Genomic DNA, 25729 nt, shown 5'->3' on the forward strand with positions numbered 1-25729 from the left:
TTATATAGATAGTCCGAGCCTATCCATTCGCTAGTATAACCGATACAGCCAAACCGATAGGGTCTCGATCATGCAAGCCAATGCCGCTATCCGCCTGGACTTCCGCTCTGATACGGTCACCCGTCCCACCCTTGGCATGCGTGCGGCGATGGCTGCCGCCGAGGTGGGCGACGATGTCCTTGGCGACGACCCGACGGTCAAGGCGCTCGAGGCCCGACTTGCCGCACTGTTCGGCAAGGAAGCCGGACTGTTCGTGCCAACTGGCACCATGTCCAATCTCGCTGCAATCATGAGCCATTGCCAGCGCGGCGAGGAATTTCTCTGCGCAAGCGGAGCTCACACCTATCTATGGGAAGCCGGAGGCGCTGCGGTGTTGGGCTCGGTCCAGCCGCAGCCATTGCCGGTGCGCGCCGACGGCACAATCTCCATCGAGGAGCTTCACGCCGCGGTGAAGGACGATGATCCGCATTTTGCGATCACGCGACTGGTCAGCATCGAGAACACGTTCGCCGGGCGGGTCCTGCCGCGCGACCATCTGGCCGAGGTCGTCGAATTTGCGCGGGAGCGGAAGCTCGCCACCCATCTCGATGGTGCGCGGCTGTTTAACGCGGCTGCGGCGCTCGGCGTTGATGTCGGGTACCTGGCAGAGGGCTTCGATAGCGTGTCGCTGTGCCTTTCAAAGGGGCTGGGGGCGCCGCTCGGATCGGTGCTGGTCGGCGATGCCCCATTGATCGCCCGTGCACGCCGGTGGCGCAAGATGCTCGGCGGCGGAATGAGGCAAGCAGGGATAATTGCAGCGGCTGGGCTGTACGCGCTCGACCATCACGTCGACCGGCTGGTCGAGGACCACGCCAATGCTCGGGTGCTCGCGCAAGCATTTGCGGGAATTGAGGGGCTGAAGGTGACCCCGCCGCAATCAAACGTGGTCTTTGTCGAGCTCGCGCCCGAGCTGGCGACCCGGCTATCTCAGGCGCTGGGTGAGCGCGGCATCGCGGCGAGTTTTTGGCCAGGTGGGCGAATGCGCTGGGTCACCCATCTCGATGTCAACCGTGCCGCTGTCGACGAGGCCATCGCGGCAGTGCGCGAGATCACCGAGGGCCGGACATGAGAGGCGTCATCGATCCACGATTGATCATCAAAATAACAAGCGCCACTGCCGCACCGAAAAGCCCTTGCACCGTCATAGCCCAATGACTGCGCCGGTCTGACGGGGAGCAGGAGAGCGTGCAGACCGGATGGGCGGTCGGAACTGGCGGAAAGACTGCCAAGGCAGGGGCGCGTCCCATATTTACCTGAAGAAGCACCGATATTGTAGGTGGAGTCTGGTGGAGATGCGGTAGGTGGCAGAGACCTTCGCCACGTTATTGGACTGGTAAACGACGCTGGTTACGCGTCGTACAAGCAAGGAAGCAACGCATGCATCTGTTCGCACGCAAGGACCTCGAGGAAGCCGCCGCACTCGTCTACCGGCATATGTCACCTACACCGCAATACGTGTGGCCGCAGATCTCGGAAATGGCAGGGGCCGTGGTCTGGATCGAGCACGAGAATCATACGCCAGCCGGCGCTTTCAAGGTCCGCGGGGGAATCACCTTTATGGATTGGCTCGGCCGCAGCGGGAGTTCGGCCAGGGGAATAGTCACGGCAACGCGCGGGAATCATGGCCAGAGCCAGGCCCGTGCCGCGCGGACAGCCGGTCTTGCCGCCAAGATCGTCGTCCCGCAGGGCAATTCGGTCGAGAAGAACGCAGCCATGCGGGCCTTTGGCGGCGAGGTCATCGAGTACGGCCGCGACTTCGACGAGGCCCGTACCGAAGCTCGGCGACTTGCCGCCGAAACCGGCCTATTTCTGGTACCGCCCTTTCACGAAGAAATTGTCCGGGGTGTCTCAAGCTATGGGTTGGAACTCTTCACCGCAGTGCCCGATCTCGATGCGGTCTATGTGCCCATTGGCTGCGGCTCGGGGATTTGCGGCGTCATCGCCGCGCGCGAGGCCCTGGGTCTGAAGACGGAAGTCATCGGCGTAGTTTCGACGCACGCGCCGGCCGCGAAGCTCTCCTTCGAGGCCGGACGACTCATCGAAACCGAAACGGCACTGACGTTCGCCGACGGCATGGCCGTACGCATTCCCGTCGAAGAAGCATTCGCAATCTACTCGAAGGGCGCCTCGCGGATCGTCGCCGTCAGCGACGAGGAGGTTGCCGAAGCGATGCGCCTCATCTACCGCGCGACCCACAATGTCGCCGAGGGTGCCGGCGCCGCGTCACTTGCGGCGATGCTTAAGGAAGCCTCTGCCATGCGCGGCAGAAAAATCGCCCTCATCTTGAGCGGCGCAAATGTGGACGCCGAGGTCTTCCAAAAAGTACTGGGTGGGGAGACACCACCGGTGGCGACGGTAAGCAAGTGACAGTAGGCGGTCGACGAGATGGCTCGCGAAAGTTGGGCTAAAAGGTTCGAGCATCGCAATTCGCACCAGCTTTCCGGCGGTCAGCGGAAGCGCGTGCAAACTGCGCAGTCGCTGATTACAGGGCACCGGGATTGCGGAAGATCGAAAATAATCCGCGAGACCAATTTGATCTATATTGACACCAATCGCTAAACCAATTCTATATTGATCGCACGACGATCCTGATTGGTAGCGAATGGTGCTGAACGTGAAAACAACTCCGACACTTGAAACAAGCAGTGCCGCCCTTACGCAGGCAGCAGCTGTAGCGTGCGATGCTCCCACCCGACTGTTCATCGGCGGCCAATGGGTCTCGGCAAAGAGTGGCCGGACCTTTGATGTAATCGATCCTTCGACGGCAGACGCAGTCGCCTCGGTTTCCGAGGGTGACATCCAGGATGCAATGGCGGCCGTCGACGCGGCAGAAAAGGCGGCTGGGGCCTGGAAGGCGACTTCGCCGCGGCAGCGCTCGGACGTTTTGATGAGGTGTTTTCATCTTCTCATCGAGCAGGCTGAATGGCTCGCGCAGCTGATTACGGTCGAGAATGGAAAGGCGCTTCCGGATGCGCGTTCGGAAGTCGCCTACGCGGCAGAATTCTTTCGCTGGTATGCGGAGGAAGCCGTAAGGATTCCCGGCGAATTTGGTCCGGCACCGTCGGGCGCGAACCACATCATCGTGACCCATGAGCCGATTGGTATCGCCGTATTGGTAACGCCATGGAATTTCCCGGCAGCGATGGCGACCCGAAAAATTGCTCCAGCTTTGGCTGCAGGCTGCACTTGCATCCTCAAGCCCGCAGCCGAAACGCCTCTTACCGCGCTCGCGATCGGTGAACTCATGCGACAGGCAGGAGTTCCCGCAGGAGTGGTCAATATCGTTCCCACGAAGAAGGCAGGCCCAGTGGTCAGCGCAATGCTGCATGACAAGCGGGTCCGGAAACTTTCGTTCACCGGCTCGACCGGCGTTGGCAGGATACTGCTGCGCGAGGCTGCCGACCAGGTTGTCAGTTGCTCAATGGAGCTGGGGGGCAACGCGCCTTTCATCGTATTCGATGATGCCGACCTGGAGACGGCTGTCGCGGGGGCGATGGTCGCCAAGATGCGCAACGGCGGAGAGGCCTGTACGGCCGCAAACCGCTTCTACGTCCAAAAAGGTATTGCGGATGATTTCACACGGCGCTTCGCGCAGGAGATGGCGGCGCTCAATGTCGGACCAGGACTGCTGGCGGATACTCAGCTTGGTCCGCTGATAACTGATGCCGCAGTGGCCAAGGTCGAGCGCCTGGTCGACGACGCGATAGCCAAGGGAGCCCGGCTGGTTACCGGTGGTAGCAGATTGAGCGGCGAAGGCTTCTATTATCTGCCAACTGTTCTGGCTGATGTCTCTCCAGACGCTGAGATCCTTCGCGAAGAAATCTTTGGTCCGGTCGCGCCGGTTATTGTGTTCGACACCGAGGACGAGGTCGTCGAGCTGGCCAACGATACCGAATATGGACTTGTATCCTATGTCTTTAGCCGGGACCTCAAGCGTGCGCTTGCAGTTGCGGGCAGGCTGGAAAGCGGCATGGTCGGAATTAACCGCGGCGTCGTCTCCGACGCCGCCGCGCCGTTCGGCGGCATGAAACAGAGCGGCCTCGGACGCGAAGGCAGCCACCACGGCATGCTCGAATACCTCGAAACGAAATACATCGCCGCCACCTGGTAGGTGGCTTCGACCGACGCAGATCAGGTCGGCTTGGAACTTGTCCAAGGGTAATCTGGACAGTTCCCAGCCAGAAATAGGAGAGATAATGGCCTTGCTAAAAACCATTGATCCGAATCCATCATTCGAGCCGAAGCAGCGAACTGCCGAGCCAGATCGCCTTATCTCTGGAAGCCCCGCTTTCAAGACCTGGCTCCAGGACACTGCAAAAGACGGCAAAGTCACCACGGGGGTTTTCGAGGCGACGCCGGGTGAAACGCACTCCATCAAGGGCGAGACGTTTGAATTTTGCCATCTCGTCCATGGCGTGATCGAATTGACCGAGAAGGGAAAGGAGCCGGTCATTTATCGCGCTGGCGATAGCTTCGTGATGAAACCCGGTTATGTCGGCGTTTGGAAGACGATCGAAACGGTGCGGAAAATCTTCGTCACCGTCACCTGATCATTCGAGGAAGTCGCTCGCCTTGCGTTGCCCTATTTCGAGGTGCAAACGGAGCACTAAGACAGCGCAAGGTCCCTTGAATGGTTCAACCCCGACTGGGTAGGCACTTTATCCGTCCATCCGACTTTCAAACTCCGATTGGATGGCAATCGCTCGCCCCGATTTCACGAGAACCACGAAATGGATGAACTCTTGCAAACGGAATCGATTGTTCTTGCGCCTTTCGAGGCTCACCATCTGGATGGTGCCGTGGCGTTGTCGCGGGCGGCGGGCTGGGCGCACAGGAGAGAAGACTGGCAAATGATATGGTCCCTGAGTGAGGGACGCGTTGCCCTTGCCGGTGATCGGGTCGTGGGAACCGCTTTTATGACTCCCTTCGGCGACACCTGCTCGGCCATCAACATGATCATTGTCGATGAAAGCCAGCGCGGCCGGGGATTAGGAAGAAAACTGACCACCGCCGTGTTGGAACTCGCAGGTGACCGGGAATGCCGTTTGTCGGCGACGAGCGACGGGTTGCCACTTTATCAAAAGCTAGGCTTCGTCACGACGCACAAGGTCGTCCGCCACCTGGGCATCACCGGTCAGGTCGATGCTCCTGCAAATGTTGAATGGATCGGGTCTGCCGCCTTGCCGGCGATCAAGGCGCTCGATCGCGCGGCATTCGGCGCCGCTCGCGACGCGCTGTATGATGTTCTGTCGAAGGAGGGGAAATTCGCCGCCATTCGGCACGGTGATGGTATCGCCGCCTTCGCGGCGACGAGGCTGTTCGGGAAGGGCGAAGTCGTGGGGCCAGTCGTTGCAGCGAACGGCGACGACGCGAGGGATTTGCTGGCCTTTATCCTTTCCGGCAAGGAAGGTCGTGTCGTGCGAATTGACATTCCCGAAGAGAGCGGCCTTTCATCGTCCCTCGAAGAATGGGGACTACTTCACGATGGTGGCGTCGTTGCGATGGTCCGGCATGCTGGAGGCCGACCTCAAACACCCGCTGTTCAAACCTTCTGCCTGGCGAGCCAAGCTGTTGGCTGACGTGAAGGTTTAAAGTGCTATGCACCACGCTGAACTCGTCAGCGTTGATCTAGCAATTTGATCTGGAGATCTTCCCAGTGCTCCTGGAACGCGTCCCGCGCCGTGTCGTAGTGGCGACTTCTCAAGCCGTTGATGAGCCGTTCATGTTCTTCTGCCATTTCTTCGGCTGTGGCGTAGAAATCCTGCCGCTGTGCGAGGAGGAGTTCGATCTCGCCCTCGAGGTCTGAGTAGGTCCGCTTCAGGCGAGCGCTGCCGCTAGCGGCGATGATGGCGCGGTGGAAGTCGCGGTCCGCAGCAACCAACAGAGATCTGTCGGCGGATAGAGTTGACCTTTGCATGACGTCGACCGCTTCCAGCGCCTGAGGTGGGATGACGCCGGTCAGTACGATTAGGCGAATGGCCTCGCCCTCGATGGCGCCGCGCAAGCGTGTGATATCGACAATATCGTCCGGCCCAAATTCGGGCACCACAAAACCTCGGTTCGGTATTTGACGCAGCAGGCCCTGGGTGACGAGCACCTGGGCTGCTGTACGGAATGTGTGCCGCGAGGTCGAATGCTCTTCGCACATCTTCACGTCGCGTAGAAACTCGCCGGGTCGGAAATCCCCCGACAAGATGCGCCGTCGCAAGGCGTGAGTCAGGATCTCCACCGCGCTGGTGGCCAAGGGCTCGACGTTCATCTCTTGATCTTCTTTTCGGTTCTTGGCGGGCAGCGACGGCATGGCTTTGGCTTGCTCATTGTTTATTTCGTACACCTACGCCACAGTCGGCGGCGCAGGGCAAGGGAGATGATATCGTTCCTCCGCGCCGCATGCTGGCGGGTCCTACATCTGCACGGACCGAAGCGCCTCGTCGACGCCTTCGAGCAAACGCGCCGCGTTGGCCGATGTGAAGATGAGCGGGGGCCTGATCTTCAGGATATGTGCGTCCGCTCCCGTCGCGGAAATGAGGATGCGCTGGCCACGCAGGGCATTGACCGCCGCAAGCGCCCGGTCCATGTCGGGTGTTTTCCGGTCTCTGTCCGTAACGAGTTCGACGGCGAAATAGAGGCCGGCCCCGCGAACATCGCCGACAAATTCGTATTTTTTCTGCAGGCTCCGGAGGCCGTCGAGGATTTCGCCGCCGACCTTGACGGCATTGTCCAACAGGTCTTCCTCGAGAATGGTGTCGAGCACGGCTCTTGCAGCGGCGATAGCGACGGAGTTGCCGCCAAACGTATTGAAGTAGCGCATGCTCGATCCGAATTCGGCAACGAGTTCGGGCCGCAGCACCACGCCGGCAACGGGATAGCCGTTGCCCATGGGTTTGCCCATGGTGACGATATCCGGATCGACCTTGTGACGGCTGTGGCCCCAAAGATGGGTGCCGGTCCGCCCGAATCCGGATTGCACCTCGTCGGCGATGAACAGGCCGCCAGCCTTGCGCACAACTTCCGCCACCGGCGCCAATACGTCCGTCGGATCGACGTAGAGACCATCGGAGGAGAAGACGGAATCGGCGATGAAGGCCGCCAGGCCGCCGCCATGCCGCTCCATGTCGACGATCTGCCGCGCGACATCCTCCGCCATCCGCCGGCCGATTTCCTCGACGGGCAGGCGATAGGAATCGGGCGCGGCGACCGTGCGAAGGTAGGGATCCAAAGTCGACTTCCTGCCGAGCGACGGCGAGATTGCCGCCACCGCGCCGCTGTTGCCGTGATAGGCTTCCGCCGTGACGATGACGCCGGTCCTGCGCGTGTGGTAACGCGCGATCCGCAAGGCGAGATCGTTGGCTTCCGAGCCCGTGCATGTGAACATCGCGCATCCAGTCCGGCCGAGTTCGCCACCGAACGTATTGATCAGGGCTTCGGCGTAGTCCAGCAGCGGCTCCTGCATGTAACGCGTGTGGGTACAAAGTACCTCGAGCTGCTTCTGGATCGCCTCGACGACTCGCGGATGAGAGTGACCCAGCGAAACCACGTTATTGTAGGCATCGAGATATTCGTTGCCGTGCTTGTCGTAGAGGAACACGCCCTTCGCACGCGAGATCTCGACCGGGGACTTGTAGAAGAGCCGATAAGCCGGTCCGAGCAGCCTTTGCCGCCTGGCGACATGCGCCAGATCTTCACTTGTGAGGTGAGACGTGTCCTGAGGGTTGAAGCCATTTGGCATGTCGCCACGGAAGCCCTTGGGCAGGGTAGTCGCTTGCTTGGACATTGCTGTTCCTATCGTGTCAGAAGATCGGAAATCTGCGCGGTCGTAATTGAGTGAAACCACTCGAGGTGGGCCCAACCGGCTTCGGTATTGCGCAGGATATAGCGGCTATTCTCGGGGAATATCTCTGCGCGCCAGCATGTCAGCAGCGCACGAACGGCAAGGCGGCCCATCGACAGGAAGGGAATGAGCCGGAGCTCCTCATCCGTCAGTTCGGCATGGCGGAGATAGCCGCGCAAAACGTCACGCGCTTCGTCGAACAGGTCACGCCGGTTCCCATAGTCGAACGTTTTTGGCATCTGGTTCATCAACGCCGTGGAGACGTCGACGGCGATGGCGGTACGGACTGCATCGCCGAAGTCGATGACGCCGGTCAGGAACTGTGGACTGGTGTGATCAACGACTAGGTTCGACGTATTGAAATCGTTGTGGAGCACTTGCCGCCGGCACAGATCAAGCTTCGGCTTGATTTCGGCAAACCGCTCGAGCGCACGAACGGTCCAGGCCCGTCTGTCGCCCTCAGGGATGAAGCTCAACAGATCGCTGAGGTCGAGCAGATGGCTGACGTCCCATGCTACTGTGCGGCCGTCCGCGGGGTGCGAGAAATCAGCCATGGAATGACGCAGATTCGCCAGGATTTCGCCGATCCGTTCGCGCTGTGGGGCTGTGCAAGATGTCCGGTCGAGCGGGGTGCCGGCAAGGAAGGTAATGAGACGCGCGACTCGCCGCTCGCCGGCGCTCGTGGTAACGATCGGCAAATCCGCCCCGTCGAGATCGCGAAGTGTGCGGGGGATGGGTAGATCGGGGGCCCGCTGCTCGAGATGACGCATCAGCGCGACCTGGAAATCGAGTTCCTCGATCCGCTCAGAAGGATGAGCGATCTTCAATACAAACTTCCCCTGCGCGGCGCAGTCGAGAAGGAACGTGTCGTCCTTTTCGGTTTCAAAGCGCGTTGCGGAGCCGCGGGTACCATAGAGCCGCTCGGCAATTCGTTCGGCCTCCGCAGTGCCAACGGTATGGCACGCCTCGGAAAGCTCGGGGACGCGAGCTGGCCCGGATTGATGATTGTAATAACCCATCTTCAAACTCATTCCTGTCCTGCCTCGGAAGGGCTCTTCGATGACCTCAGTATCTCACACTTGAAGTTTTGTACAACAATTTGTTTCGATGGCGCACATGATCAAGATTTGCATCTCTGATGATTTCAGCCTAATTCCGTGCGAAAATGCGGCATTTTCAGCCGTTTATGTTGCCGCGCGCGACTGCTTTGGTCGCGAGACGCACCCTTCGGCGGAGAGTTGCGTGGCTGAAAATTCATAAATTGTTGGACAATCAGTTGCCATCGCCTCAAAGTTATGCCAGTGTGCTTCCCACTGGTCGGAATGCAGCGAACACGTCGGATTGATCCGCTTTGGTGGATCGGCCCGGTATCCGACAAGGCAGAGGAAATGACCAGATTCGCAACGGTATCTGCCGCGTCCGCATTGCGGTCCGTTGGGGCCGCGACCTCTTTTGACAGGCGGCACGCCCGCCAAATTGAGCTTGGATAGGCACGCTGTGCCATGAAAATCGGAAGGAAAACACACGATGACTCAATTTCGACCGAAGTACGTGACCTTCGACTGCTACGGCACGCTCACCAATTTCGACATGGCCGGCGCAGCGCGACGCGTCTACAGCGAGCGCCTCGCCCCTGAAGCGATGGTCGCCTTCGTCGAGGCTTTCAGGGGCTATCGCCTTGACGAGGTGCTGGGCCCGTGGAAACCGTTCGTCGAAGTGGTGCACAATTCAATCGAACGCAGTTGCAAACGCATCGGTATCCCGTTCAAACCCGAAGACGCGCAACGCATCTATGACGAGGTACCAACCTGGGGTCCGCACCCGGACGTCCCGGCTGGCCTGTCAAAAGTGGCCAAGGAAATCCCGCTGGTCATCCTGTCGAACTCCATGAACAGCCTGATCATGTCGAACGTGGAAAAGTTGGGCGCACCCGTCCATATGGTAATTACGGCAGAAGAAGTCGGGGCATACAAACCTCTGATGAAGGGCTTCGAATACATGCTCGACAAGCTCGGCTGCGGACCGGAAGACATTACTCACGTGTCCTCATCCTTCCGCTACGACCTGATGACCGCCTATGACCTGGGCATCAAGAGCAAGGTCTGGGTCAACCGCGGCCATGAGCCGGCCAATCCCTATTACCAATACACCGAGATCAAGGACATCGGTGGACTGGCCGCCGCCGTTGGCCTGGAGCCAGCCCTCAAGCGCGCGTGAGGAACACGGCCCAGGCGCTGTGCTACGGTGAGACCGGGGCGCTCCGTTCGCCCCTTCCTTTCGTTCAGGGATCAAGCATGGCAATGCGGGGGCCTTCCGCACATGTGACCTGCTGGCGTTAGAGGACGGTGTGATCCGAATTTGACACGACGGCACGTCGGATTCAGGGGAGCTTGTTCGCGGTCGCAGTCGATGACCGCTTTCGAGTACCGAGGCTGTTCCAAACATCGTTTTGGGGGCGCACAGCGGTCATCCGCGAAGCGTGCGGGGGAACGACTGGGCCGAGTCGGATCCGCCAAACAGCCGATCGCGCTTCCGACCTTTCGACGTCCCAATCTATGCAGCGACAGTCTTCCACCTTCGATCGGCGAGTTCCAACTTGGACGGTGGGCTGGTCTTCTTCGATGTTTGAAAACTGCGCCTGAGGTCACATTCAATTTCGACCTACGCGACATGTGCTGACGCCGGGAGGTCGTTTATGCGCGACGGCATCTTCAGAGCGACGGTTGCACGCGATCACCCGTGTTCGTGGGTACCCATTGATTTCCCGTTTGACTGTGATCAAAGCTTCTCGCGCAGGCGTCCCGACCGCGGACCTGTCACATGTCACGTTCAATCGTTCGAGAAGCCGGCTATGCCCTTGATCTCGGTAAACTCGTGCAGTCCGAACTTCCCGTATTCCCGACCGTTTCCGGATTGCTTGTAACCCCCGAAAGGGGCGGCACTGTCCCAGGCGGCGCTGTTGAGGCGAACACTGCCGGCGCGCAGCCTGGCTGCCAGCGCTCGCGCTTCCTTTGGATCGCCCTGAATGTAAGCCGCTAGGCCGTAGGGCGTATCGTTGGCGATCGCGATCGCTTCATCCTCACTGACATAGCCGATGATCGAAAGCACCGGGCCGAAGATTTCCTCCCGCGCAATCGCCATCTGGTTGGTGACGCGGGCAAACACCGTCGGGCGCACGTAGTAGCCGGAATTGAGATGCGCAGGGCGACCAGGGCCGCCGGTGACAAGCTCCGCTCCTTCCGCGATGCCGCGTTCGATAAACGCCTGGATCTTGTCGAACTGGGCCGCGCTTGCGACGGGTCCGAGGTCGGTGCGAGGGTCAGATGGGGGGCCGACGACGAGCGCCTCCGCTTCACGCGCGGCGATCGAGCTTGCTTCGTCCATTCGCTCCGCTGGCACCAGCATTCGTGTTGGCGACGTACAGGTCTGGCCGGAATTGCCGAAGCACCGGCGTACGCCGGCGGCTACCGCAGCAGAGAAATTGGCGCTGCGCAGGATGATGTTTGGCGACTTGCCGCCGAGCTCCTGATGCACTCGCTTGACGGTCGGCGCCGCCACCTGCGCCACGGCAATGCCGGCGCGCGTCGACCCGGTGAAGGACACCATATCCACATCCGGGTGGCCGGCCAGCGCCGCACCAACCGTAGGCCCGTCGCCCTGAACGAGGTTGAACACCCCCTTCGGCACGCCGGCCTCATCCATGATCTCGGCGAAGAGCACGGCGTTGAACGGGGCGATCTCCGAAGGCTTCAGGACCATGGTGCATCCCGTGGCGAGCGCCGGAGCGACCTTGCAGGCGATCTGGTTGATCGGCCAGTTCCACGGCGTGATCATCGCGACGACCCCGATCGGCTCGTGCATGATGCAGGTGGTCGCCTGCACGTAGTCGAAGGCAAAGCTCTCGAGGGCCTTGATCGTCTGTTCGAAATGGGTAGCACCGATGCCGGCCTGCTCGGTCCGGGCCATGGCGAGCGGCGCGCCCATTTCCCGCGAGATGATGTCGCCGAGTTCGTCATTGCGGCGCTTCAGGATCGTTACAATTCGTCGCAGCAGTTCGACGCGCTCTTCCTTGGATGTCTGCGAGAAGGAGGCAAAGGCTCGCCGTGCGGCCGCAACCGCCTTTTCCGTGTCGGCGGCACTGCCGAGGGCGATCGTGCCCATCGGCTCTTCGGTCGAGGGATCGATGACCTCAAGTCTGTTCGAAACGGACGGCTCAACCCATTTACCGTCGATATAAAAGCTGTGGCTATGTTTCACCGGTGGCTCCCTTGAATGGCTCTGATCGATCCTCCCTGCCGAATGAAATCCCGATCCGCCCCGCGGCCGGACTGTTTGCATTTGTGAGAGAGGATATGAGAATCGCAGACGTCGAACGGCGACGGGTGGTATACCGGCCGAAGCTGAGGCCGATCACGGCGCCAGATTGTAAATCTCGGCAAGGTCGCCTAGATCCCAATTGCCGCCAGACAAGACCGCACATACTTTCTCGTCTGGCTTCACGTCTATGCTGCCTGCCAACAGGGCTCCTATGCCGATGGAAGCGGCTGGTTCCGCGATCAATTTCGCATCCTTGGCGAGGGCACGCATTCCGGCAATGATGTGTTCGTCTTCAACAAGAATAATCTCGTCGACATACCTTTCGATAATCGGGTACGGATTTTGACCCGGAACGCTTAACCTTAAACCATCCGCGATCGTGTTCTTTAACGGAAGCGATGTGCGCTCCCTGTTTTTACGGCTGTAAAAATATTTCGGCGTCAAGGCAGGCTCCGCCGCGATGACACGCACCGACGGCTTTGTTTCTTTAATCGCAGTGGCGATGCCCGAGATCAGCCCTCCACCGCCCAGGGGTACGATCACCGTGTCGACATCTTCCAAATCTTCGAGGATCTCACACCCGATCGTTCCCTGACCCGCCATTACGACGGGGTCCTCGAAGCCGTGAATGACCGCATAATTGTGTCCTTCCGCGATCTGGTAGACTTTTTTCCATCGGGCAGCATTGTCACCATCAAAAAGAATGACTTCCGCGCCAAGGGCTTCTGTACTGGAGATCTTGATTTTGGGTGTGGTGACCGGCAGCACCAAGACCACTTTTACGCCCAGCATCTTGGCTGCGTAAGCAAGGGCCTGCGCGTGGTTGCCCGACGAGGTCGCGATGATCCCGTTTGTGATCTCTTCTCGGGACAGCGAGAGAGCCTTGTTCAGGGCGCCGCGGATCTTGAACGCACCAGTGATCTGCAGGGTTTCCGGCTTGAGGTAGAGCTGGCAACCAGCCGCTTTCTCGATTTTGTCGGCACGCAATAGCGGCGTGTGCCTGACATGCGGCTTTAGTCGTCGCTGAGCCTCACGGATGTCCTGAATGGTGGGATAATTGCGCATGATCAATCCTCAAAAAACTGGAAGAAAGTGCCGACATTATTGGCTATGGCGTTGCGATAAATTTTGCTGGCGGTCGTATTGTCTTGTATGGCCATCCCTGTGGAATCGAAGATCGTGATCTCATCATCCCTTTCTCGTCCCGGCTTCCTTCCCAATAATATCTCGCCAATTTCGCCATGAATGTCGTCTTTTGCGATGATGTTCTTGTTCAGAGGGTGCCAGGTCTCGCCTTTCTCGATACATTGCGACAGGGAGTCGACGATAATTTTCGCGTTCCTGAAAAGCTCCGGATCCAGCTCCTGTTTGCCGCGTTGGTCTGTGCCGATTGCAACAATGTGTGTGCCGGGCTTCACCCAATCCGCTTCCACCAGCGACCCAGTTCCCCGTGTCGTCGTAACCAGGATGTCGGCCTGCTCGACCGCCTCCTTCTTGGAGCTCGCGACGATGACGGGAATACCCAACTCACGTTCGATGTCAGCCTTGTACGTCCAACCCGTTTCCGGGGTGCTGTCCCAGGCGTGGATCTTTTCGATCTTCATGATCTCGTTGATCGCCCGGATTTGCATCCTTGCCTGATTGCCGGTGCCGATCGATGCGATTGTCTTGGCGTTCTTTCTCGCCAATGCTTTGACGGAGACGGCCCCGGCCGCCCCCGTTCTGATGCCAGTGATCAAGCTCCCATCCATGATGCAAATCAATGCGCAACTCCTGGCATCAAATAGGAGAATGGTGCCCATGCTGTTGGGCACGCCATGTTCTGCAGGGTTGTTCTTGAACCCTCCGGAGTGCGCTTTCATGGAGATGGTTTCGTCGACTTTATAGTATCCAAGCTTGAAGTCGATTTCCCCGCGGTGAGACGGAAGATGTATTCCGAGATAGGGAGGTTGCTCCACCTGCCCGCTGCTGTATGCCTTGTAAGCCTCTTCGACCGCGCCGATGACGTCCGTCTTGCTGATGAGCCTTCTGACTTCGTCCTTCGTAAGCAGCAGCGTTTTCATCCCTGATCCCTCCATTCAATCCATTGGGTGCATCGATGCATCACGAGCTGAACTCCAAGCACTATAGTAGGTGGGCGGTGGGTCTATCGGCCGTATTCCGAAAGGCCTGGAGCAGATTGTTTTGTTTTCGCGGGAGGGTTTAGCAGAGAGTTTCAACAGGCGCCGTCCGGGAGACTTTGTGGGGCACGCTCGATGCTCCACCAATGTGGTTTGTTTCCGGAGACCAATTGACCAATTGGTGTCAGTCCGATGCCTGAAGTCGATCGCGGTTCACTCTCAACCCGCAATCACAAGGGCAAATGACGTGTCCCGCCAGCATTTTGTGCCGATGATTCGACATGTCCGGGGAATTCAAAGGCGTCCGCCGGGCTATGATTGATCATGACTTGAACAACTCCCGCAACGCAAGGACGAAGCACATGACTCCTTTCCGCCCGAAATACATAACCTTCGACTGCCACGGTACGCTGATCAACTTTCAGATGGCGGAGGCTGCACGTGACCTTTACGCGCAGCGCATGGGCGAGCAGAAAATGCTGCAGTTCATCGCCGACTTCTCCGCGTACCGCCTCGATGAAGTCATGGCCGACTGGAAACCCTATGCGGAAGTTGTCCATAACGCGTTGGCAAGGACCTGCAAACGCAACGGCATCGAGTTCAAGGACGAAGACGCGCAGATGGTTTACGAACGGGTCCCCACCTGGGGGCCGCATCTCGACGTTCCGGAGGGTCTTGCCAAGGTCGCCAAGGAAATTCCACTGGTCATCCTGTCAAATGCGATGAACTCACAGATCATGTCCAACGTCGAGAAACTCGGTGCGCCTTTCCACGCCGTCTACACCGCCGAAGAGGCCGGCGCCTACAAGCCGCACTTCCGCGCCTTCGAATATCTGCTCGATATGCTAGGTTGCGGTCCAGAGGACATACTGCATTGCTCTTCCTCGTTCCGTTACGATCTGATGTCCGCACATGACCTCGGGATCAAGAACAAGGTTTGGGTCAATCGCGGTCACGAGCCGGCCAATCCCTATTACGGCTATACAGAAATCTCCGGTATCTCTGATTTGCCGCGCGTTGTCGGGCTTTGACGAAACCTGAATTCGTCTGAATATCTTCCTCCTCTCCGGGTTATTTGCCGGAGCGTGGCGGGCCGAGAAACGTCACGATACCTTGGTTTACGGCGGCGCAATCACGGATGGCGGCGCCGGCGAGGTGACTATAAACGCGGATCCGAGCGACCGTCCGGAGGCGGGGAACGGATGCGTCTTCAGCCATGAACGCCCGATGCTTTTCAGATCGGGCGCGGGGGCCGCGATGCCACACCGATAGTCGCTTGTCGGATGAGCATGCCGCAGGCTCCAACAGCTCGAGGATCTCAGTCGTGAATGATTGCAGCGATCCGGTTTCAGACGACAACGCCCGTCATCCCGGCGGGAAACAGTCAGGCCGCGACCCTTTCACCAAAGCATATTTTAGGGCCGCTGCCGCTACTCTGGCGACAAAGCCCGGCCCAGCAGAAACCCCACTGTCGGGTGAGTTGCTACTGCGCCACTACGGTCTGACGGGAGCGATGAAAGTTCTATCCTCTGAGGTCGAGTGTACCACGGAGGTCACCCTATCGAACGGCGATCAGTTGATCCTCAAAACTTCGGCACGGCCCGAGGGGAGGGACAGTTTCCGCTTCCAGGTTGCAGCGCTCGCCGGGCTGGAAGGCGCTTTCGGTTTCGCAGCACCTCGGATTGTGCGTACCGGTGACGCTATGCTGATGTTCGAAGGGGATGAGATTTGTGGCTACCTTCAGACGCGACTCTCAGGGACGCCGCTGCATCAGGCGAAACCAACTCCGGACATCCTCTACCGGGTCGGCCAGGCGCTCGGCAGGCTTAGTTTAGCTCTCGAGCCACTGAACCTTTCCGCCATGCACCGCCCGGTTCTTTGGCACGTAGGATGCTGGTCAAGGCTGATGGAGCTGGAGGAACATCTGCCATCGGGACCCGTTGCGGCATCCGTTCGTATTGCCATGAACAATTATGTCGAGCTGATCGAGCCGCAACTGAGTAATGTAGCCTGGCAGGTCACGCACAATGACCCTAGCCCGTTCAATACACTCCTGACCGATGGTGGTACCGCCTTCATTGATTTCGGCGACGGCTGCTGGGGGCCACGGATTCAGGATCTGGCGATTGCGGCAAGCCACTTCGTGACGGACCCGTCTTTGGCTCTGGGCGGCGCAGAACGTCTGATCGCCGGCTATGCGTCGGTGATTCCGCTCCGCCCCCTCGAAGCGAAACTGCTCGTCGGACTGATGAAAGCGCGCCAAAGCGCCCTTATCCTAATCAACTACTGGCGAGTAGACCTCTTTCCGGCCGAAGCAGCATATATCAAGAAGAACGTGGGCCGAGCCGAACACGGCCTGTCCATCCTGTCGGCATTGGGCGCAGGGGATGGCGAGAGAGCTGTGAGGCGCGCGTTGACGTAACCCGTACCCGTGCTCCGTGGCGAGCAATGCGCCTCGCATTGGCGTCAGCACGGTCACCGCGATCTTCTCGCGAATGGAAACTCAAGCAGGATCAAAGACATGTCGACAGATCTCATGCCCAACCGCTTTACCCCCGGGGAAGCCACAATTTCCCCACGCGAATCTGAACTAATCGCCCGGCGCGACAGCGTATTGGGAGCCTCCTACAGGCTCCAATATCGCCGGCCGGTACATTTCGTGCGCGGCGAAGGCATGTGGCTCTACGACCCCGACGGACGTCGCTATCTGGATTTCTATAACAATGTGCCGTCTCTCGGGCATTGCAATCCAGAGATCAATGCTGCCATGGCGGAACAAGCCAGCCGGATCAGCGCAAATACCCGCTATCTTGAACCGCGGCTTGTCGACTATGCCGAACGGCTTGTCGCAACGTTCCCCGAAGAACTGAACCGCGTCGTCTTTACCTGCACAGGTAGTGAATCCAATGATCTGGCGCTGCGGATCGCCCGGCTGACCAGTGGTCGCGAAGGTGTGATCGTCTCATCTCATGCCTATCATGGCACCAGCGCAGCGACGGCGATGGTGTCACCCAATCTGGGCGACGCCGTCAAACTCAGTCCCGCCGTTCGCATGGTGTCGCTGCACGGCCCCGCGGGCATACCCGAGGAGAAAGCCGCGGCATTCTTTGAACAACAGGTTCGCTCCGCTATCGCCGACCTGAACCGGCGAGGCATTGGCATTGCCGCGCTCCTCTTCGACAGCATTTTCTCGAGCGACGGCGTTCGGGTGGACCCGCCGGGTTTCATCGCCGACGGAGTCAAGGCGGTACGCGAGGCGGGTGGCCTCATCATTGCCGATGAAGTTCAGCCGGGATTTGGACGGACAGGCACCCACATGTGGGGTTTCGAACGGCACCGGGTTGTCCCGGATCTCGTCACGCTCGGCAAACCGATGGGCAATGGATTTCCGATTGGGGCGGTCGTTGGCCGCAAGGCGCCAATGGATCTCTTTGGCGCTACTGCGCGATACTCGAACACCTTCGGCGGCAATACAGTCGGGATCGCGGCAGCTGACGCGGTCCTGACCATTCTGCATAGAGATCGAATGCTCGAGCATGCGCATGGCATGGGCGAGCGCCTCAAGGTGGGGTTGGAGCATCTTGCCAGGCTGCACGATGGTATCCGCGGCATTCGAAATGCCGGGCTGTTCTGCGGCATCGACATCGGGTTGGACGGAATGGAGGGGGCCAGCCGGCGCGCTATGGCATTGGAGATCGTAAACTTGATGCGGGACGATGGCGTGCTTATCAGCACGACCGGCGCCAACGAGGATACGTTGAAAGTGCGGCCCCCATTGATTTGCCAGTCGGAGCATGTGGATCGCTTCCTCGAAAGCATCGAATGCGCGCTCAAGAAGGTTGTTGCAGAGGTGTAACGTGGTGGCGCGGATTGCCGAAGGGCTGGCGCTACTTTCATGCGCCAAAGCGAGCCTAAGATCATGAAACTCGATCGGATCGACATCAAGATACTGCACGTGCTGCAGCAGAATGGGCGAATGACAAACGTGGAGCTTTCGGAGGTGGTGAATCTTTCACCGAGCCCGTGCCTGATGCGCATGAAGAAGCTGCAGTCGCAGGGCTACATCGAGGGCTATACGGCTCAGATTGATCTCGCCAAATTGGGACAGACAGTAACGGTCTTCACCGAGGTAACGCTGAAGAACCACCGGCAGACCGATTTTGCTCGCTTCCTCGCCGCCATCGAGAAAATCGACCAACTCATCGAGTGCTATGTGATCTCCGGCGGTTACGACTATCTCTTAAAATTTGTAACTACAGGCGTCGGCGAATATCAGGAAATCATGGAGCAACTGATCGAGTTGGACATCGGCATCGACAAGTATTTCAGCTACGTCGTGCTGAAATCGCCGATACGCAAAACGCATATGCCGCTGACGAAGCTATTCAGCCACAGGCTCTAAAAAACCTCTCGCCGTTCTACGATCGCAAACGTACCGGACAGCGTGCTCGGAAGTTCCTGGTCCGACGTTGCGTGCCGTCCGGCACAATCAGAGACCGCCCACCTCAACTCTCGAGCCGTCAAAAAAGCGCGACAGCCGGAAAGGCCTCGGATCAACGCAGGGATTGTCATGAGCAACAAGGTCAGCGGCCAAACGACCAATGCCGGGGCCAATGCCGAAGCCATGGCCGGAGCCGCCGGCGGCCAGATAGAGGCCTTTGACGTGATCGCACGCCGATATGACCGGCACCGCGTCCGGTGTGCAGTCCACATAGGCACCCCAACTGTCGGCAATTTCGACACCTTTAAGGGCCGGAAACTGCTCGGTGACGCCCTCGAGAATAGCCGCGATCGTACGGCGGCTCGGCGTCGGGTCGAGAACCCGGATCCGCTCGAAAGGCGAAATTGTATCAGTTTTCCAGCTCGCCAGCGCCTCCGGTCCATGGAACATGGATCTGCCGACGCCGATCTGGACCGCTTTCAGCCTTTTCAGAAACATCGGCATGAACCAGCGCGCATAGCGAATGCCTTGCGGCGTGATATCCAGTGTCGCCCTGCCGCTGATCGCAAGGGTATAACTGCCATCCAACCTGCGAGTCAGCGAGCACTCTGGCGTATAGATCGCCTCGCCGAGATTGGCTGTGGGGCGCGTCCGAATGGCTGTCTGGCGCACGCTTGCCTGCGGGAACTGCACGCCGTACTGGCGGCAGAACATGGACGCCCACGCACCGCCGGCGTTCAGAACGGCCTGCGACCGGATGATCCCTTTTTCGGTGATCACTCCCGCAACCGAACCATTGACGATATCGAGGCCTCGTGCAGCGCATTCCTGGTGGATGGTCGCGCCAAATTTGCGGGCGCCGTTCGCGATTGTCGGCGCGGCAATCGCCGGTTCGCCCTTGCCGTCATCGACCGAATGGACACCGCCGAGCCAGCGGCGGCCTTGGGCGGGAATTCTGTCATGCGCTTCATGTGCAGTCAGCATCTTGGTGTTGACGCCGAATTGCCGCGCGATATCAAGCCATTGTTCCCATTCCGACAGCTGCTGGGGGTTGTCCGTGGCGTAGAACAGCCCGCATCGGCGGAAGCCGACGTCCTCGTCGACTTTGGCGGCAAACTGGTCCCACGCCTGCATGGAAATCCCCGAGAGCGGCAATTCGCGCTCATCCCGGTTCTGCCGGCGGCACCAGCCCCAGTTTCGGCTGGACTGTTCACCGCCGACGTGGCCCTTTTCGACCAAAGCAACGGCAAGCCCTCGCTCCGCGAGAAAAAATGCCGCCGAGGCACCGACAATGCCGCCGCCGATGACGACGACGTCCGCCTTGGCGGGTAGCTCTTGATCGCTCTGTATGCGTTTGAGGAGTGGTGACATCGAGGCTGACCTGAACTGATTAGTTTGAACTGTTTTCTGCTTGCCGGGCAGGGGTATCAGGCGGGAGCACGGCGATCGCGTCGACTTCGACGAGATAGCCGTAGTGGAGCTCGGCCACTGGAACCACGGTACGCGCAGGGCGCGCCTCTCCCAACCGTGCTGCATAGACCTGGTTGAAGCCGGGCCAATTGATGACCCCGACGATATAGGCCGTCACCCTGACGAGATCGCTCGGGGTGCCGCCTGCCGCTTCCAGTACGGCCAGCATGTTGTCGATGGCCTGTCCGGCCTGCGCAGCGAAACCATCGTCGGGAAGCTGCGCTCCATCAGGTCGGATCGGGAGCTGCCCTGATATATAGAGTTGCTGACCGGCTAGCTTCGCCTGGACATAATGACCTGCAGGGCTGGGCGCACGATCGGTAGTTACGTTTCTCAAGTGTGACATCACCAACCTCCGAAACGTGGCCAGCGGGTCTCAACGGCGCGCGACTGACCTTGGACAAGATGGTAGGCTTGGTGCTGCGCCGCCGTGGCGCAGGCATGGTTCGGCAAGATCCGCACGCGGTCTCCGACCCTTAGATCGGGCAGGCGAGCGTCCGACCCGGGCCGCACGGCGATGATGCCATGCTCCTGGTTGGCATCGGCAACGATGATGTCATGATAGGGATCGCCGTCGATGTCACAAACGAGGCCATATCCCTGGTCAACGGCCTGTTTGCTCGTGCCGCGATCCCGCGACAGCGACATCCATCCCGCATCGGTTATGATCCAGCCCTTTTCCCGCTGGTGACCGATCACCGTCGCAAGAACGCTGAGGGCTATGTCGTCGACCTGGCAGACTCCGATCCCTGCCATCACGAGATCGAAGAACACAAATACCCCTGCACGGACCTCCGTCACACCTGTGAGATCCTGCGCGAAATGGGCCGTCGGCGTCGAACCGACGCTGACGACGGGGCAGGGGAGCCCGGCACCGCGCAGAAGTTGCGCCGCTTTCACAACGGCCGCTCGCTCGGCTTCCGCATAGCGCTGCTGTGCCTCGGCGCCCCCGCCCTTGTAGCTGTCGCCGGCATGGGTGAGAACGCCACGCAACTCCGCACCTGCAGCCAGCGCCTGCCCGATCTCCAGCAACTGTGCCTGATTGGCGGGTACAACACCCGAGCGGTGGCCGTCGCAATCGATCTCGATCATGGCTGGGATCTGCATTCCGGAGTTTCTGGATGCCTCGGCAACCGCCAGCGCCTGCTCGACGGTATCTAGTATGACGACGAGATCGACGCCCTTGGCGCGCAGTTCGACGACGCGCGTGAGCTTTGCTGGCGCGATGCCGACCGCATAGATCATGTCGCGAAGGCCATCGGCCGCGAATTGCTCAGCTTCCTTCAGGGTGGAGATGGTGGCCGGCCCCTCAGGGGCGATCATGACCCGCCGCGCCACGTCAATCGACTTTGCCGTCTTCAGATGCGGTCGCAGCGACACGCCCAGACCATCGAGCCGGTTCCGAAGCCGCGTGATGTTTCGATCCATCCGGTGCGCATCCAGAACCAGGCAGGGCGTTTCTAACGCCTCGAGAGTAGTCCCGGCCGCCAAGCGAGCGGAGGGATCGAACGTCGCTAGATCCATGTATCTGGCCTCCAAATTCGAAATTCACCTTGTCGCCAATTCGTAAAGATTACAATTAATGGTCGGTGAACGTTCGATTTAGTTAGATGTTAACGCTGACCCATGCGGCTGCATCGCCAGAATCGGCCTGAATCCGCTTGAGCACGTCGATTTCCATCTCGATCTCCAGCTGCAGCTTAGAACTGCCGGAAAATGCGCCGTTGAAAGCAGCGGTTCCGATGGTAAACCCTGCCGCGCCAGATCGCACCACGGCCGCCATCCTTTGAGGGCTGTCGATCGAGCCGGCAACCACCACGGGCTTGTCTATTGCCTCACACACACGCGTTATCAGCGCCTCGACATCGCCGTCGAAGCGATAAGCGAGCAGATCGAGACCGCTGACCCCCTCGATCGCCGTCAACTGCCGGGCACTGTCGACGATCGTTTCGATCGTCCCCTCGAGCTTGCTCGGATGGCCGACGATCTTACCGGGGAACGGATAGTACCGGATGTTCTTCCCTGCGATGACTGGCAGAACGACATTCGGCCGGGTTCCACCCATCAGGATGTCGACGCCAAGGTCTACCGCGGCTTGCGCAGATCGCCGCTCGCTCTCCTCGTCAAGGCTTACGACCTCAAGATAGAGGGTCGCACCCGCCGCTTTGATTGCTGATGCAAGGAGCAAAAGTTCATCGAACGGCAACCCAATATCCTTGAACCCCACATGCGTGATGCCGGCGGCAAGCACATCTTTGAGGCGCTCGGCCGCGTCTGCAACGGTGCGATCCTGATTGGTGAGCATGAAAATGAAGATGGGGGAAGTTTGAGACATCGAAAGCGCTCCTAGATTGCGTTGAGAAGCAGCGCCTGATCGAAGGCGTAGCGAAGAGAGGAATGATCGGCCTTACCCTGGCCGGCGATGTCGAATGCCGTACCGTGATCGACGCTTGTACGGATGAAAGGCAAACCGACGGTGACGTTGACGCCGTTGTCGATACCGAGATACTTGACCGGGATGAGGCCCTGATCGTGATATTGCGCCACGACGATATCGAACTCGCCCCTGCGAGCGCGCATGAAAATCGTGTCTCCGGGCCAAGGGCCGGACGCGTTTATTCCGACCTCCCGAGCCCGGCTGATTGCCGGCGCAATGATGTCGAGATCTTCGCGTCCGAACATACCGTTTTCACCGGCATGGGGATTAAGGCCGGCCACCGCAACGCGCGGCGATGCAATCCCATAAGCCTTAGCTGCCCGGTGCGCCATTTCGATCGTTCGGAAAACCGAATCCTCTGTCACGAGGTCGATGGCATCGCGCAGTGATACGTGGATCGTCACCAGAATGACGCGCAGCTCGTCGTTCGCGAGCATCATCGCGAACTTGTCGGTCCCCGTCCGCTCGGCAAGGATTTCCGTATGGCCGGGATAATTGAGCCCGCCCTGCTTCATGGCTTCCTTGTTGATCGGCGCGGTGACGATTGCTCCGATGTTTCCGGCCAGCGCTTCGTCGATCGCCCGTGCGACGTAGTCGTAGCTGGCACGCCCGGCACGGGCGTCCACCTGACCGACGGGCAAATCGTCCGGCAGATGCGAGACGTTGAGAACGGCGATGAGTCCGTTGTCTGGCAGAGCGTCATCGACTGACGCGATGGGCTGCACCTGCAGAGGAAGATTAAGGGCGCGGACCGCGCGCTCCATTACCTTGGCGTCGCCGATCACCACCGCTTGTCCCGGCAGCCCATCCGCGAAAAGACGGGCGATAATTTCCGGGCCGATCCCGCAGGGATCGCCCATCGTTATTCCAATAGGCTTTTTCATTTCTTATCTCCAAGCCAGAGGCCTCGAAGCAACTCGGCAGATTTCAGCAGGATACGCGGCGAACCGAAGCCGCCCGCCTTTGTGATGATGTGAACGGGATGAGGCCCCGTGGTGCGGCCGACCGGAATTCCAGGCTCGACCTCACCCAGGAGTTCGAGTGAACTGATCTCAAGCTCGCTCAACACGGATTCGGCAGTGTCACCGCCCGTCAGGAAGAGCCCGGTAACGGGATGACTTCCCATAACTGCCCGCACAGCCTGGCCAAGAGCGGTTGCGATGGCCCGAGGATTGACGGACGCACTCCCTTCGGAGGTGGTTAGAATAATGTCTCCGTCCGATCCAAATCGGCAGCACTCCGCAGCGGCCCGTTCGGCGGCGAGAGCAGGGGAGGTGGACGCCACCTCCGAGTCAATAATGATCTGCCGGACGTTGCCGGTGCTTATCAGTCTTGAGCATTGCTCGCGGCTCTGCGGATTCACGCTGCCGACGACAAAGAGATTGACAGACGTCGTGACCGTGGCCGGTGCGATTTCACCAGCCCGACCCACATAATCCGCCAGAGCGATCGCCAGGCCCGGAGATCCACACCAAAGGACTGACTTCGGATCGGCCGCCGAGTTCACCAGCAGGGCCAGGTCTTCTTGCACGACCGCATCGGCGATCAGCAGCTTCCTGCCATCTGCGACAAGTTCGCCGGACTTCAACGCTCGAACGTCCGCAAGCTCGAGATAACGCACTTCGGTCTCCGGGATTTCCCGAAACAGCACCCGAACTTGGGAGCCCACTATGGGATGTAGCGGGTCCTTGGCAAATTCGGTTTTCTCCAACGGCAGGCCATGAAGGAGCTGTCGCCCTGCTTCAGTGGTTCGTCCACCGGCGGGGAAAGCCGGAGCGACGATTGCGACAGCCCGATTGGACGCCGTGAGCGCGGCTGTTATCTCAGCTCCAACGTGGCCGCGAATGGTGGAATCAATAGTATTGTAAAGGAGATCTGCGGATGCGAGGCTTCTTGCCGCCTGCGTCGCCCGATCCACAGCGTCCTCGACGGATGCAGCACGACTTGCCTTGTTGACTGAGACGATCGCGACATTTTCAGGCGAGAATTGCCGGTAGTCGGTGAAGACAAGGCATCTGTGACCCATGTTCACGAATGGCCCAGCGCCATCCGTCGCACTCGTCAAATCATCGGCTAAGATTCCTACCTTCAAAATCGTATCCTGTCGGCTTTCCATGTGACGACGAGGATAGTAGCGCTATTGCCTTTCCAGAAAAAACGATCAATTCTAACCGAAATCCGTCACTTTATCTCACAGACATATGGCCGCACGAGTCCCTTCTTTATCCGCGCTCAGAGCCTTCGAGGCCGCCGCACGTCATCTGAATTTCGGGCGTGCCGGCGATGAATTGTTTGTCACGCACAGCGCCGTCAGCAAGCAAATCCGCTTGCTTGAGGAAGACCTGGGAGTGACCCTTTTTGAGCGAAGGAACAGGGCCGTCTTCCTCACCGACGCGGGCCGTCTCCTGCTTGGCACGATGAGCGAGGTGTTTCGCCAGATCAGCGATTGCTGCGACAAGATTAAGCGAGGGGGTTCGGCACCGCTGGTGGTCTCATGTGAACCCACTTTTACGCAACGCTGGCTGATCCCACGCCTTCCGCAACTCAATGCACTTCATCCTGATATCGAAGTTCACGTATTGGCCGCTGGCGGTCCTGTGAGCTTCGACAGAAGCCACATCGATCTGGCAATAAGGAGGAGCGATTTTAGCTGGTCGCCGGAACTCTTTGTGGAAACGGTAGTCGAAGAACGTGTCGGGCCGGTATGTGCGCCGCGCCTGCTGACAGGCGGCGGAGATGACATCCTCTCGTTGCCTCGAATTCATTCGAAAACGCGTCGAGATGCATGGCAAAGGTATCTGGCGGACAACCGGATCGGAGATCCCAATCCATCCGGTGACCACGTGTTCGAACATTTCTACCTGAGCATCGAGGCTGCAATCGCTGGATTGGGCGCCGCGATCGGCCCAGAGCCCTTGGTAGCTGACGCTATTGAAAGCGGCCAGCTCGTGGCACCGCTGGGGTTCTCCAACAACGGCTACAGTTACGTTCTGTTGAGCCGCCTTGCTTTTGAAGGCGATAGCAGAAAACGCGATTTTCTTGCCTGGCTTCAGGCTCAGTTTGGCCGGTAAAGC

The 25729-nt window shown here is 59.4% G+C and carries 23 protein-coding genes and 1 pseudogene; 12 read left to right on the top strand and 12 right to left on the bottom strand.

Features of this window, described 5'->3' with window-relative positions; genetic code table 11:
- The first annotated feature begins 70 nt into the window (after positions 1-70).
- The 6 genes and pseudogenes from ltaE to ATY76_RS11430 all read left to right on the top strand — a co-directional run bounded on the left by ltaE (position 71) and on the right by ATY76_RS11430 (position 5618).
- The gene (ltaE, locus tag ATY76_RS11410; protein ID WP_088674870.1) at positions 71-1108 is read left to right on the top strand and encodes a low-specificity L-threonine aldolase; all 1038 of its coding nucleotides are present in this window, start codon (positions 71-73) and stop codon (positions 1106-1108) included.
- A gap of 308 nt (positions 1109-1416) precedes the next feature.
- Positions 1417-2406 carry a threonine dehydratase gene (locus ATY76_RS11415; RefSeq protein WP_088674871.1) on the top strand — a complete coding sequence of 330 codons (990 nt, stop codon included), beginning with the start codon at positions 1417-1419 and terminating at the stop codon, positions 2404-2406.
- A gap of 7 nt (positions 2407-2413) precedes the next feature.
- Positions 2414-2529, top strand: a pseudogene (locus ATY76_RS34110) (ABC transporter ATP-binding protein); the annotation flags it as partial.
- 112 nt (positions 2530-2641) lie between these two features.
- Positions 2642-4150: an NAD-dependent succinate-semialdehyde dehydrogenase gene (locus ATY76_RS11420; protein ID WP_088674872.1), complete on the top strand. Its 1509-nt coding sequence runs from the start codon at positions 2642-2644 to the stop codon at positions 4148-4150.
- Positions 4151-4235: 85 nt separating this feature from the next.
- On the top strand, positions 4236-4589 hold the full coding sequence (locus ATY76_RS11425) for a cupin domain-containing protein (RefSeq protein WP_088674873.1): 354 nt from the start codon (positions 4236-4238) through the stop codon (positions 4587-4589).
- Between the two features lie 180 nt (positions 4590-4769).
- Positions 4770-5618: a GNAT family N-acetyltransferase gene (locus ATY76_RS11430; RefSeq protein ID WP_088674874.1), complete on the top strand. Its 849-nt coding sequence runs from the start codon at positions 4770-4772 to the stop codon at positions 5616-5618.
- A 38-nt stretch (positions 5619-5656) separates the two neighbouring features.
- Here the strand turns inward: ATY76_RS11430 and ATY76_RS11435 are convergent, their stop codons facing one another.
- From ATY76_RS11435 to ATY76_RS11445, 3 genes are all read right to left on the bottom strand, one after another.
- Positions 5657-6340, bottom strand: a complete 684-nt coding sequence (locus ATY76_RS11435) for a GntR family transcriptional regulator (protein WP_088674875.1) — start codon at positions 6338-6340, stop codon at positions 5657-5659.
- A gap of 102 nt (positions 6341-6442) precedes the next feature.
- Positions 6443-7813, bottom strand: coding sequence for an aspartate aminotransferase family protein (locus tag ATY76_RS11440; protein WP_088674876.1), 1371 nt, complete (start codon positions 7811-7813; stop codon positions 6443-6445).
- Positions 7814-7821: 8 nt separating this feature from the next.
- Positions 7822-8901 carry a phosphotransferase gene (locus ATY76_RS11445; protein ID WP_190233634.1) on the bottom strand — a complete coding sequence of 360 codons (1080 nt, stop codon included), beginning with the start codon at positions 8899-8901 and terminating at the stop codon, positions 7822-7824.
- Between the two features lie 496 nt (positions 8902-9397).
- On the opposite strand from ATY76_RS11445, the gene ATY76_RS11450 reads away from it, so the two are divergent.
- Complete coding sequence (locus ATY76_RS11450) at positions 9398-10087, top strand: haloacid dehalogenase type II (RefSeq protein ID WP_088674877.1); 690 nt, start codon at positions 9398-9400, stop codon at positions 10085-10087.
- A 612-nt stretch (positions 10088-10699) separates the two neighbouring features.
- Here ATY76_RS11450 and ATY76_RS11455 read toward each other — a convergent pair.
- The 3 genes from ATY76_RS11455 to ATY76_RS11465 form a co-directional block, all read right to left on the bottom strand.
- Positions 10700-12127: an aldehyde dehydrogenase family protein gene (locus ATY76_RS11455; protein ID WP_088674878.1), complete on the bottom strand. Its 1428-nt coding sequence runs from the start codon at positions 12125-12127 to the stop codon at positions 10700-10702.
- 153 nt (positions 12128-12280) lie between these two features.
- A complete protein-coding gene (locus ATY76_RS11460) occupies positions 12281-13252 on the bottom strand; it encodes a threonine/serine dehydratase (protein WP_088674879.1) in 972 nt (323 codons plus the stop codon).
- Between the two features lie 2 nt (positions 13253-13254).
- Positions 13255-14250: an ornithine cyclodeaminase family protein gene (locus ATY76_RS11465; RefSeq protein WP_088674880.1), complete on the bottom strand. Its 996-nt coding sequence runs from the start codon at positions 14248-14250 to the stop codon at positions 13255-13257.
- A gap of 419 nt (positions 14251-14669) precedes the next feature.
- Between ATY76_RS11465 and ATY76_RS11470 the strand changes: the two genes are divergently transcribed.
- The 4 genes from ATY76_RS11470 (at position 14670) to ATY76_RS11485 (ending at position 18709) form a co-directional block, all read left to right on the top strand.
- Positions 14670-15338 carry a haloacid dehalogenase type II gene (locus tag ATY76_RS11470; protein ID WP_088674902.1) on the top strand — a complete coding sequence of 223 codons (669 nt, stop codon included), beginning with the start codon at positions 14670-14672 and terminating at the stop codon, positions 15336-15338.
- A 293-nt stretch (positions 15339-15631) separates the two neighbouring features.
- Positions 15632-16729, top strand: a complete 1098-nt coding sequence (locus tag ATY76_RS11475) for a phosphotransferase (protein ID WP_141105008.1) — start codon at positions 15632-15634, stop codon at positions 16727-16729.
- Positions 16730-16828: 99 nt separating this feature from the next.
- The gene (locus ATY76_RS11480; protein ID WP_088674881.1) at positions 16829-18163 is read left to right on the top strand and encodes an aspartate aminotransferase family protein; all 1335 of its coding nucleotides are present in this window, start codon (positions 16829-16831) and stop codon (positions 18161-18163) included.
- A 63-nt stretch (positions 18164-18226) separates the two neighbouring features.
- Positions 18227-18709: an Lrp/AsnC family transcriptional regulator gene (locus ATY76_RS11485; protein WP_088674903.1), complete on the top strand. Its 483-nt coding sequence runs from the start codon at positions 18227-18229 to the stop codon at positions 18707-18709.
- Between the two features lie 87 nt (positions 18710-18796).
- Here ATY76_RS11485 and ATY76_RS11490 read toward each other — a convergent pair whose 3' ends face one another.
- From ATY76_RS11490 to ATY76_RS11515, 6 genes are all read right to left on the bottom strand, one after another.
- Positions 18797-20119, bottom strand: coding sequence for an FAD-binding oxidoreductase (locus ATY76_RS11490; RefSeq protein ID WP_088674882.1), 1323 nt, complete (start codon positions 20117-20119; stop codon positions 18797-18799).
- Positions 20120-20138: 19 nt separating this feature from the next.
- Positions 20139-20564, bottom strand: coding sequence for a RidA family protein (locus tag ATY76_RS11495; protein WP_088674883.1), 426 nt, complete (start codon positions 20562-20564; stop codon positions 20139-20141).
- Positions 20564-21742, bottom strand: a complete 1179-nt coding sequence (locus tag ATY76_RS11500; protein ID WP_088674884.1) for a DSD1 family PLP-dependent enzyme — start codon at positions 21740-21742, stop codon at positions 20564-20566. The genes ATY76_RS11495 and ATY76_RS11500 overlap by 1 nt, the downstream gene beginning before the upstream one ends.
- A gap of 82 nt (positions 21743-21824) precedes the next feature.
- On the bottom strand, positions 21825-22553 hold the full coding sequence (locus ATY76_RS11505) for a 4-hydroxythreonine-4-phosphate dehydrogenase (protein WP_088674885.1): 729 nt from the start codon (positions 22551-22553) through the stop codon (positions 21825-21827).
- Between the two features lie 11 nt (positions 22554-22564).
- Positions 22565-23539 carry a 4-hydroxythreonine-4-phosphate dehydrogenase PdxA gene (gene pdxA, locus ATY76_RS11510; protein WP_088674886.1) on the bottom strand — a complete coding sequence of 325 codons (975 nt, stop codon included), beginning with the start codon at positions 23537-23539 and terminating at the stop codon, positions 22565-22567.
- Positions 23536-24747 (bottom strand): four-carbon acid sugar kinase family protein, encoded by a 1212-nt coding sequence (locus tag ATY76_RS11515; RefSeq protein WP_088674904.1) that lies wholly within the window; start codon positions 24745-24747, stop codon positions 23536-23538. The genes pdxA and ATY76_RS11515 overlap by 4 nt, the downstream gene beginning before the upstream one ends.
- Positions 24748-24856: 109 nt before the next feature.
- On the opposite strand from ATY76_RS11515, the gene ATY76_RS11520 reads away from it, so the two are divergent.
- Entirely contained in the window at positions 24857-25726 is an 870-nt protein-coding gene (locus ATY76_RS11520; protein WP_088674887.1) for a LysR substrate-binding domain-containing protein, read from the top strand.
- Positions 25727-25729: the final 3 nt, after the last annotated feature.

This window comes from Rhizobium sp. R339, assembly GCF_002211395.1.
GTDB lineage: Bacteria > Pseudomonadota > Alphaproteobacteria > Rhizobiales > Rhizobiaceae > Rhizobium.

What these genes read in the sequence shown, in the direction of transcription:
- ATY76_RS11495 (WP_088674883.1), bottom strand. Translation starts at nt 20,564, where the DNA reads ATGTCACACTTGAGAAACGTAACTACCGATCGTGCGCCCAGCCCTGCA.
- pdxA (WP_088674886.1), bottom strand. Translation starts at nt 23,539, where the DNA reads ATGAAAAAGCCTATTGGAATAACGATGGGCGATCCCTGCGGGATCGGC.
- ATY76_RS11465 (WP_088674880.1), bottom strand. Translation starts at nt 14,250, where the DNA reads ATGAAAACGCTGCTGCTTACGAAGGACGAAGTCAGAAGGCTCATCAGC.
- ATY76_RS11450 (WP_088674877.1), top strand. Translation starts at nt 9,398, where the DNA reads ATGACTCAATTTCGACCGAAGTACGTGACCTTCGACTGCTACGGCACG.
- ATY76_RS11430 (WP_088674874.1), top strand. Translation starts at nt 4,770, where the DNA reads ATGGATGAACTCTTGCAAACGGAATCGATTGTTCTTGCGCCTTTCGAG.
- ATY76_RS11435 (WP_088674875.1), bottom strand. Translation starts at nt 6,340, where the DNA reads ATGCCGTCGCTGCCCGCCAAGAACCGAAAAGAAGATCAAGAGATGAAC.
- ATY76_RS11520 (WP_088674887.1), top strand. Translation starts at nt 24,857, where the DNA reads ATGGCCGCACGAGTCCCTTCTTTATCCGCGCTCAGAGCCTTCGAGGCC.
- ATY76_RS11440 (WP_088674876.1), bottom strand. Translation starts at nt 7,813, where the DNA reads ATGTCCAAGCAAGCGACTACCCTGCCCAAGGGCTTCCGTGGCGACATG.
- ATY76_RS11485 (WP_088674903.1), top strand. Translation starts at nt 18,227, where the DNA reads ATGAAACTCGATCGGATCGACATCAAGATACTGCACGTGCTGCAGCAG.
- ATY76_RS11415 (WP_088674871.1), top strand. Translation starts at nt 1,417, where the DNA reads ATGCATCTGTTCGCACGCAAGGACCTCGAGGAAGCCGCCGCACTCGTC.
- ATY76_RS11470 (WP_088674902.1), top strand. Translation starts at nt 14,670, where the DNA reads ATGACTCCTTTCCGCCCGAAATACATAACCTTCGACTGCCACGGTACG.
- ATY76_RS11460 (WP_088674879.1), bottom strand. Translation starts at nt 13,252, where the DNA reads ATGCGCAATTATCCCACCATTCAGGACATCCGTGAGGCTCAGCGACGA.
- ATY76_RS11420 (WP_088674872.1), top strand. Translation starts at nt 2,642, where the DNA reads ATGGTGCTGAACGTGAAAACAACTCCGACACTTGAAACAAGCAGTGCC.
- ATY76_RS11425 (WP_088674873.1), top strand. Translation starts at nt 4,236, where the DNA reads ATGGCCTTGCTAAAAACCATTGATCCGAATCCATCATTCGAGCCGAAG.
- ltaE (WP_088674870.1), top strand. Translation starts at nt 71, where the DNA reads ATGCAAGCCAATGCCGCTATCCGCCTGGACTTCCGCTCTGATACGGTC.
- ATY76_RS11500 (WP_088674884.1), bottom strand. Translation starts at nt 21,742, where the DNA reads ATGGATCTAGCGACGTTCGATCCCTCCGCTCGCTTGGCGGCCGGGACT.
- ATY76_RS11445 (WP_190233634.1), bottom strand. Translation starts at nt 8,901, where the DNA reads ATGAGTTTGAAGATGGGTTATTACAATCATCAATCCGGGCCAGCTCGC.
- ATY76_RS11505 (WP_088674885.1), bottom strand. Translation starts at nt 22,553, where the DNA reads ATGTCTCAAACTTCCCCCATCTTCATTTTCATGCTCACCAATCAGGAT.
- ATY76_RS11480 (WP_088674881.1), top strand. Translation starts at nt 16,829, where the DNA reads ATGTCGACAGATCTCATGCCCAACCGCTTTACCCCCGGGGAAGCCACA.
- ATY76_RS11490 (WP_088674882.1), bottom strand. Translation starts at nt 20,119, where the DNA reads ATGTCACCACTCCTCAAACGCATACAGAGCGATCAAGAGCTACCCGCC.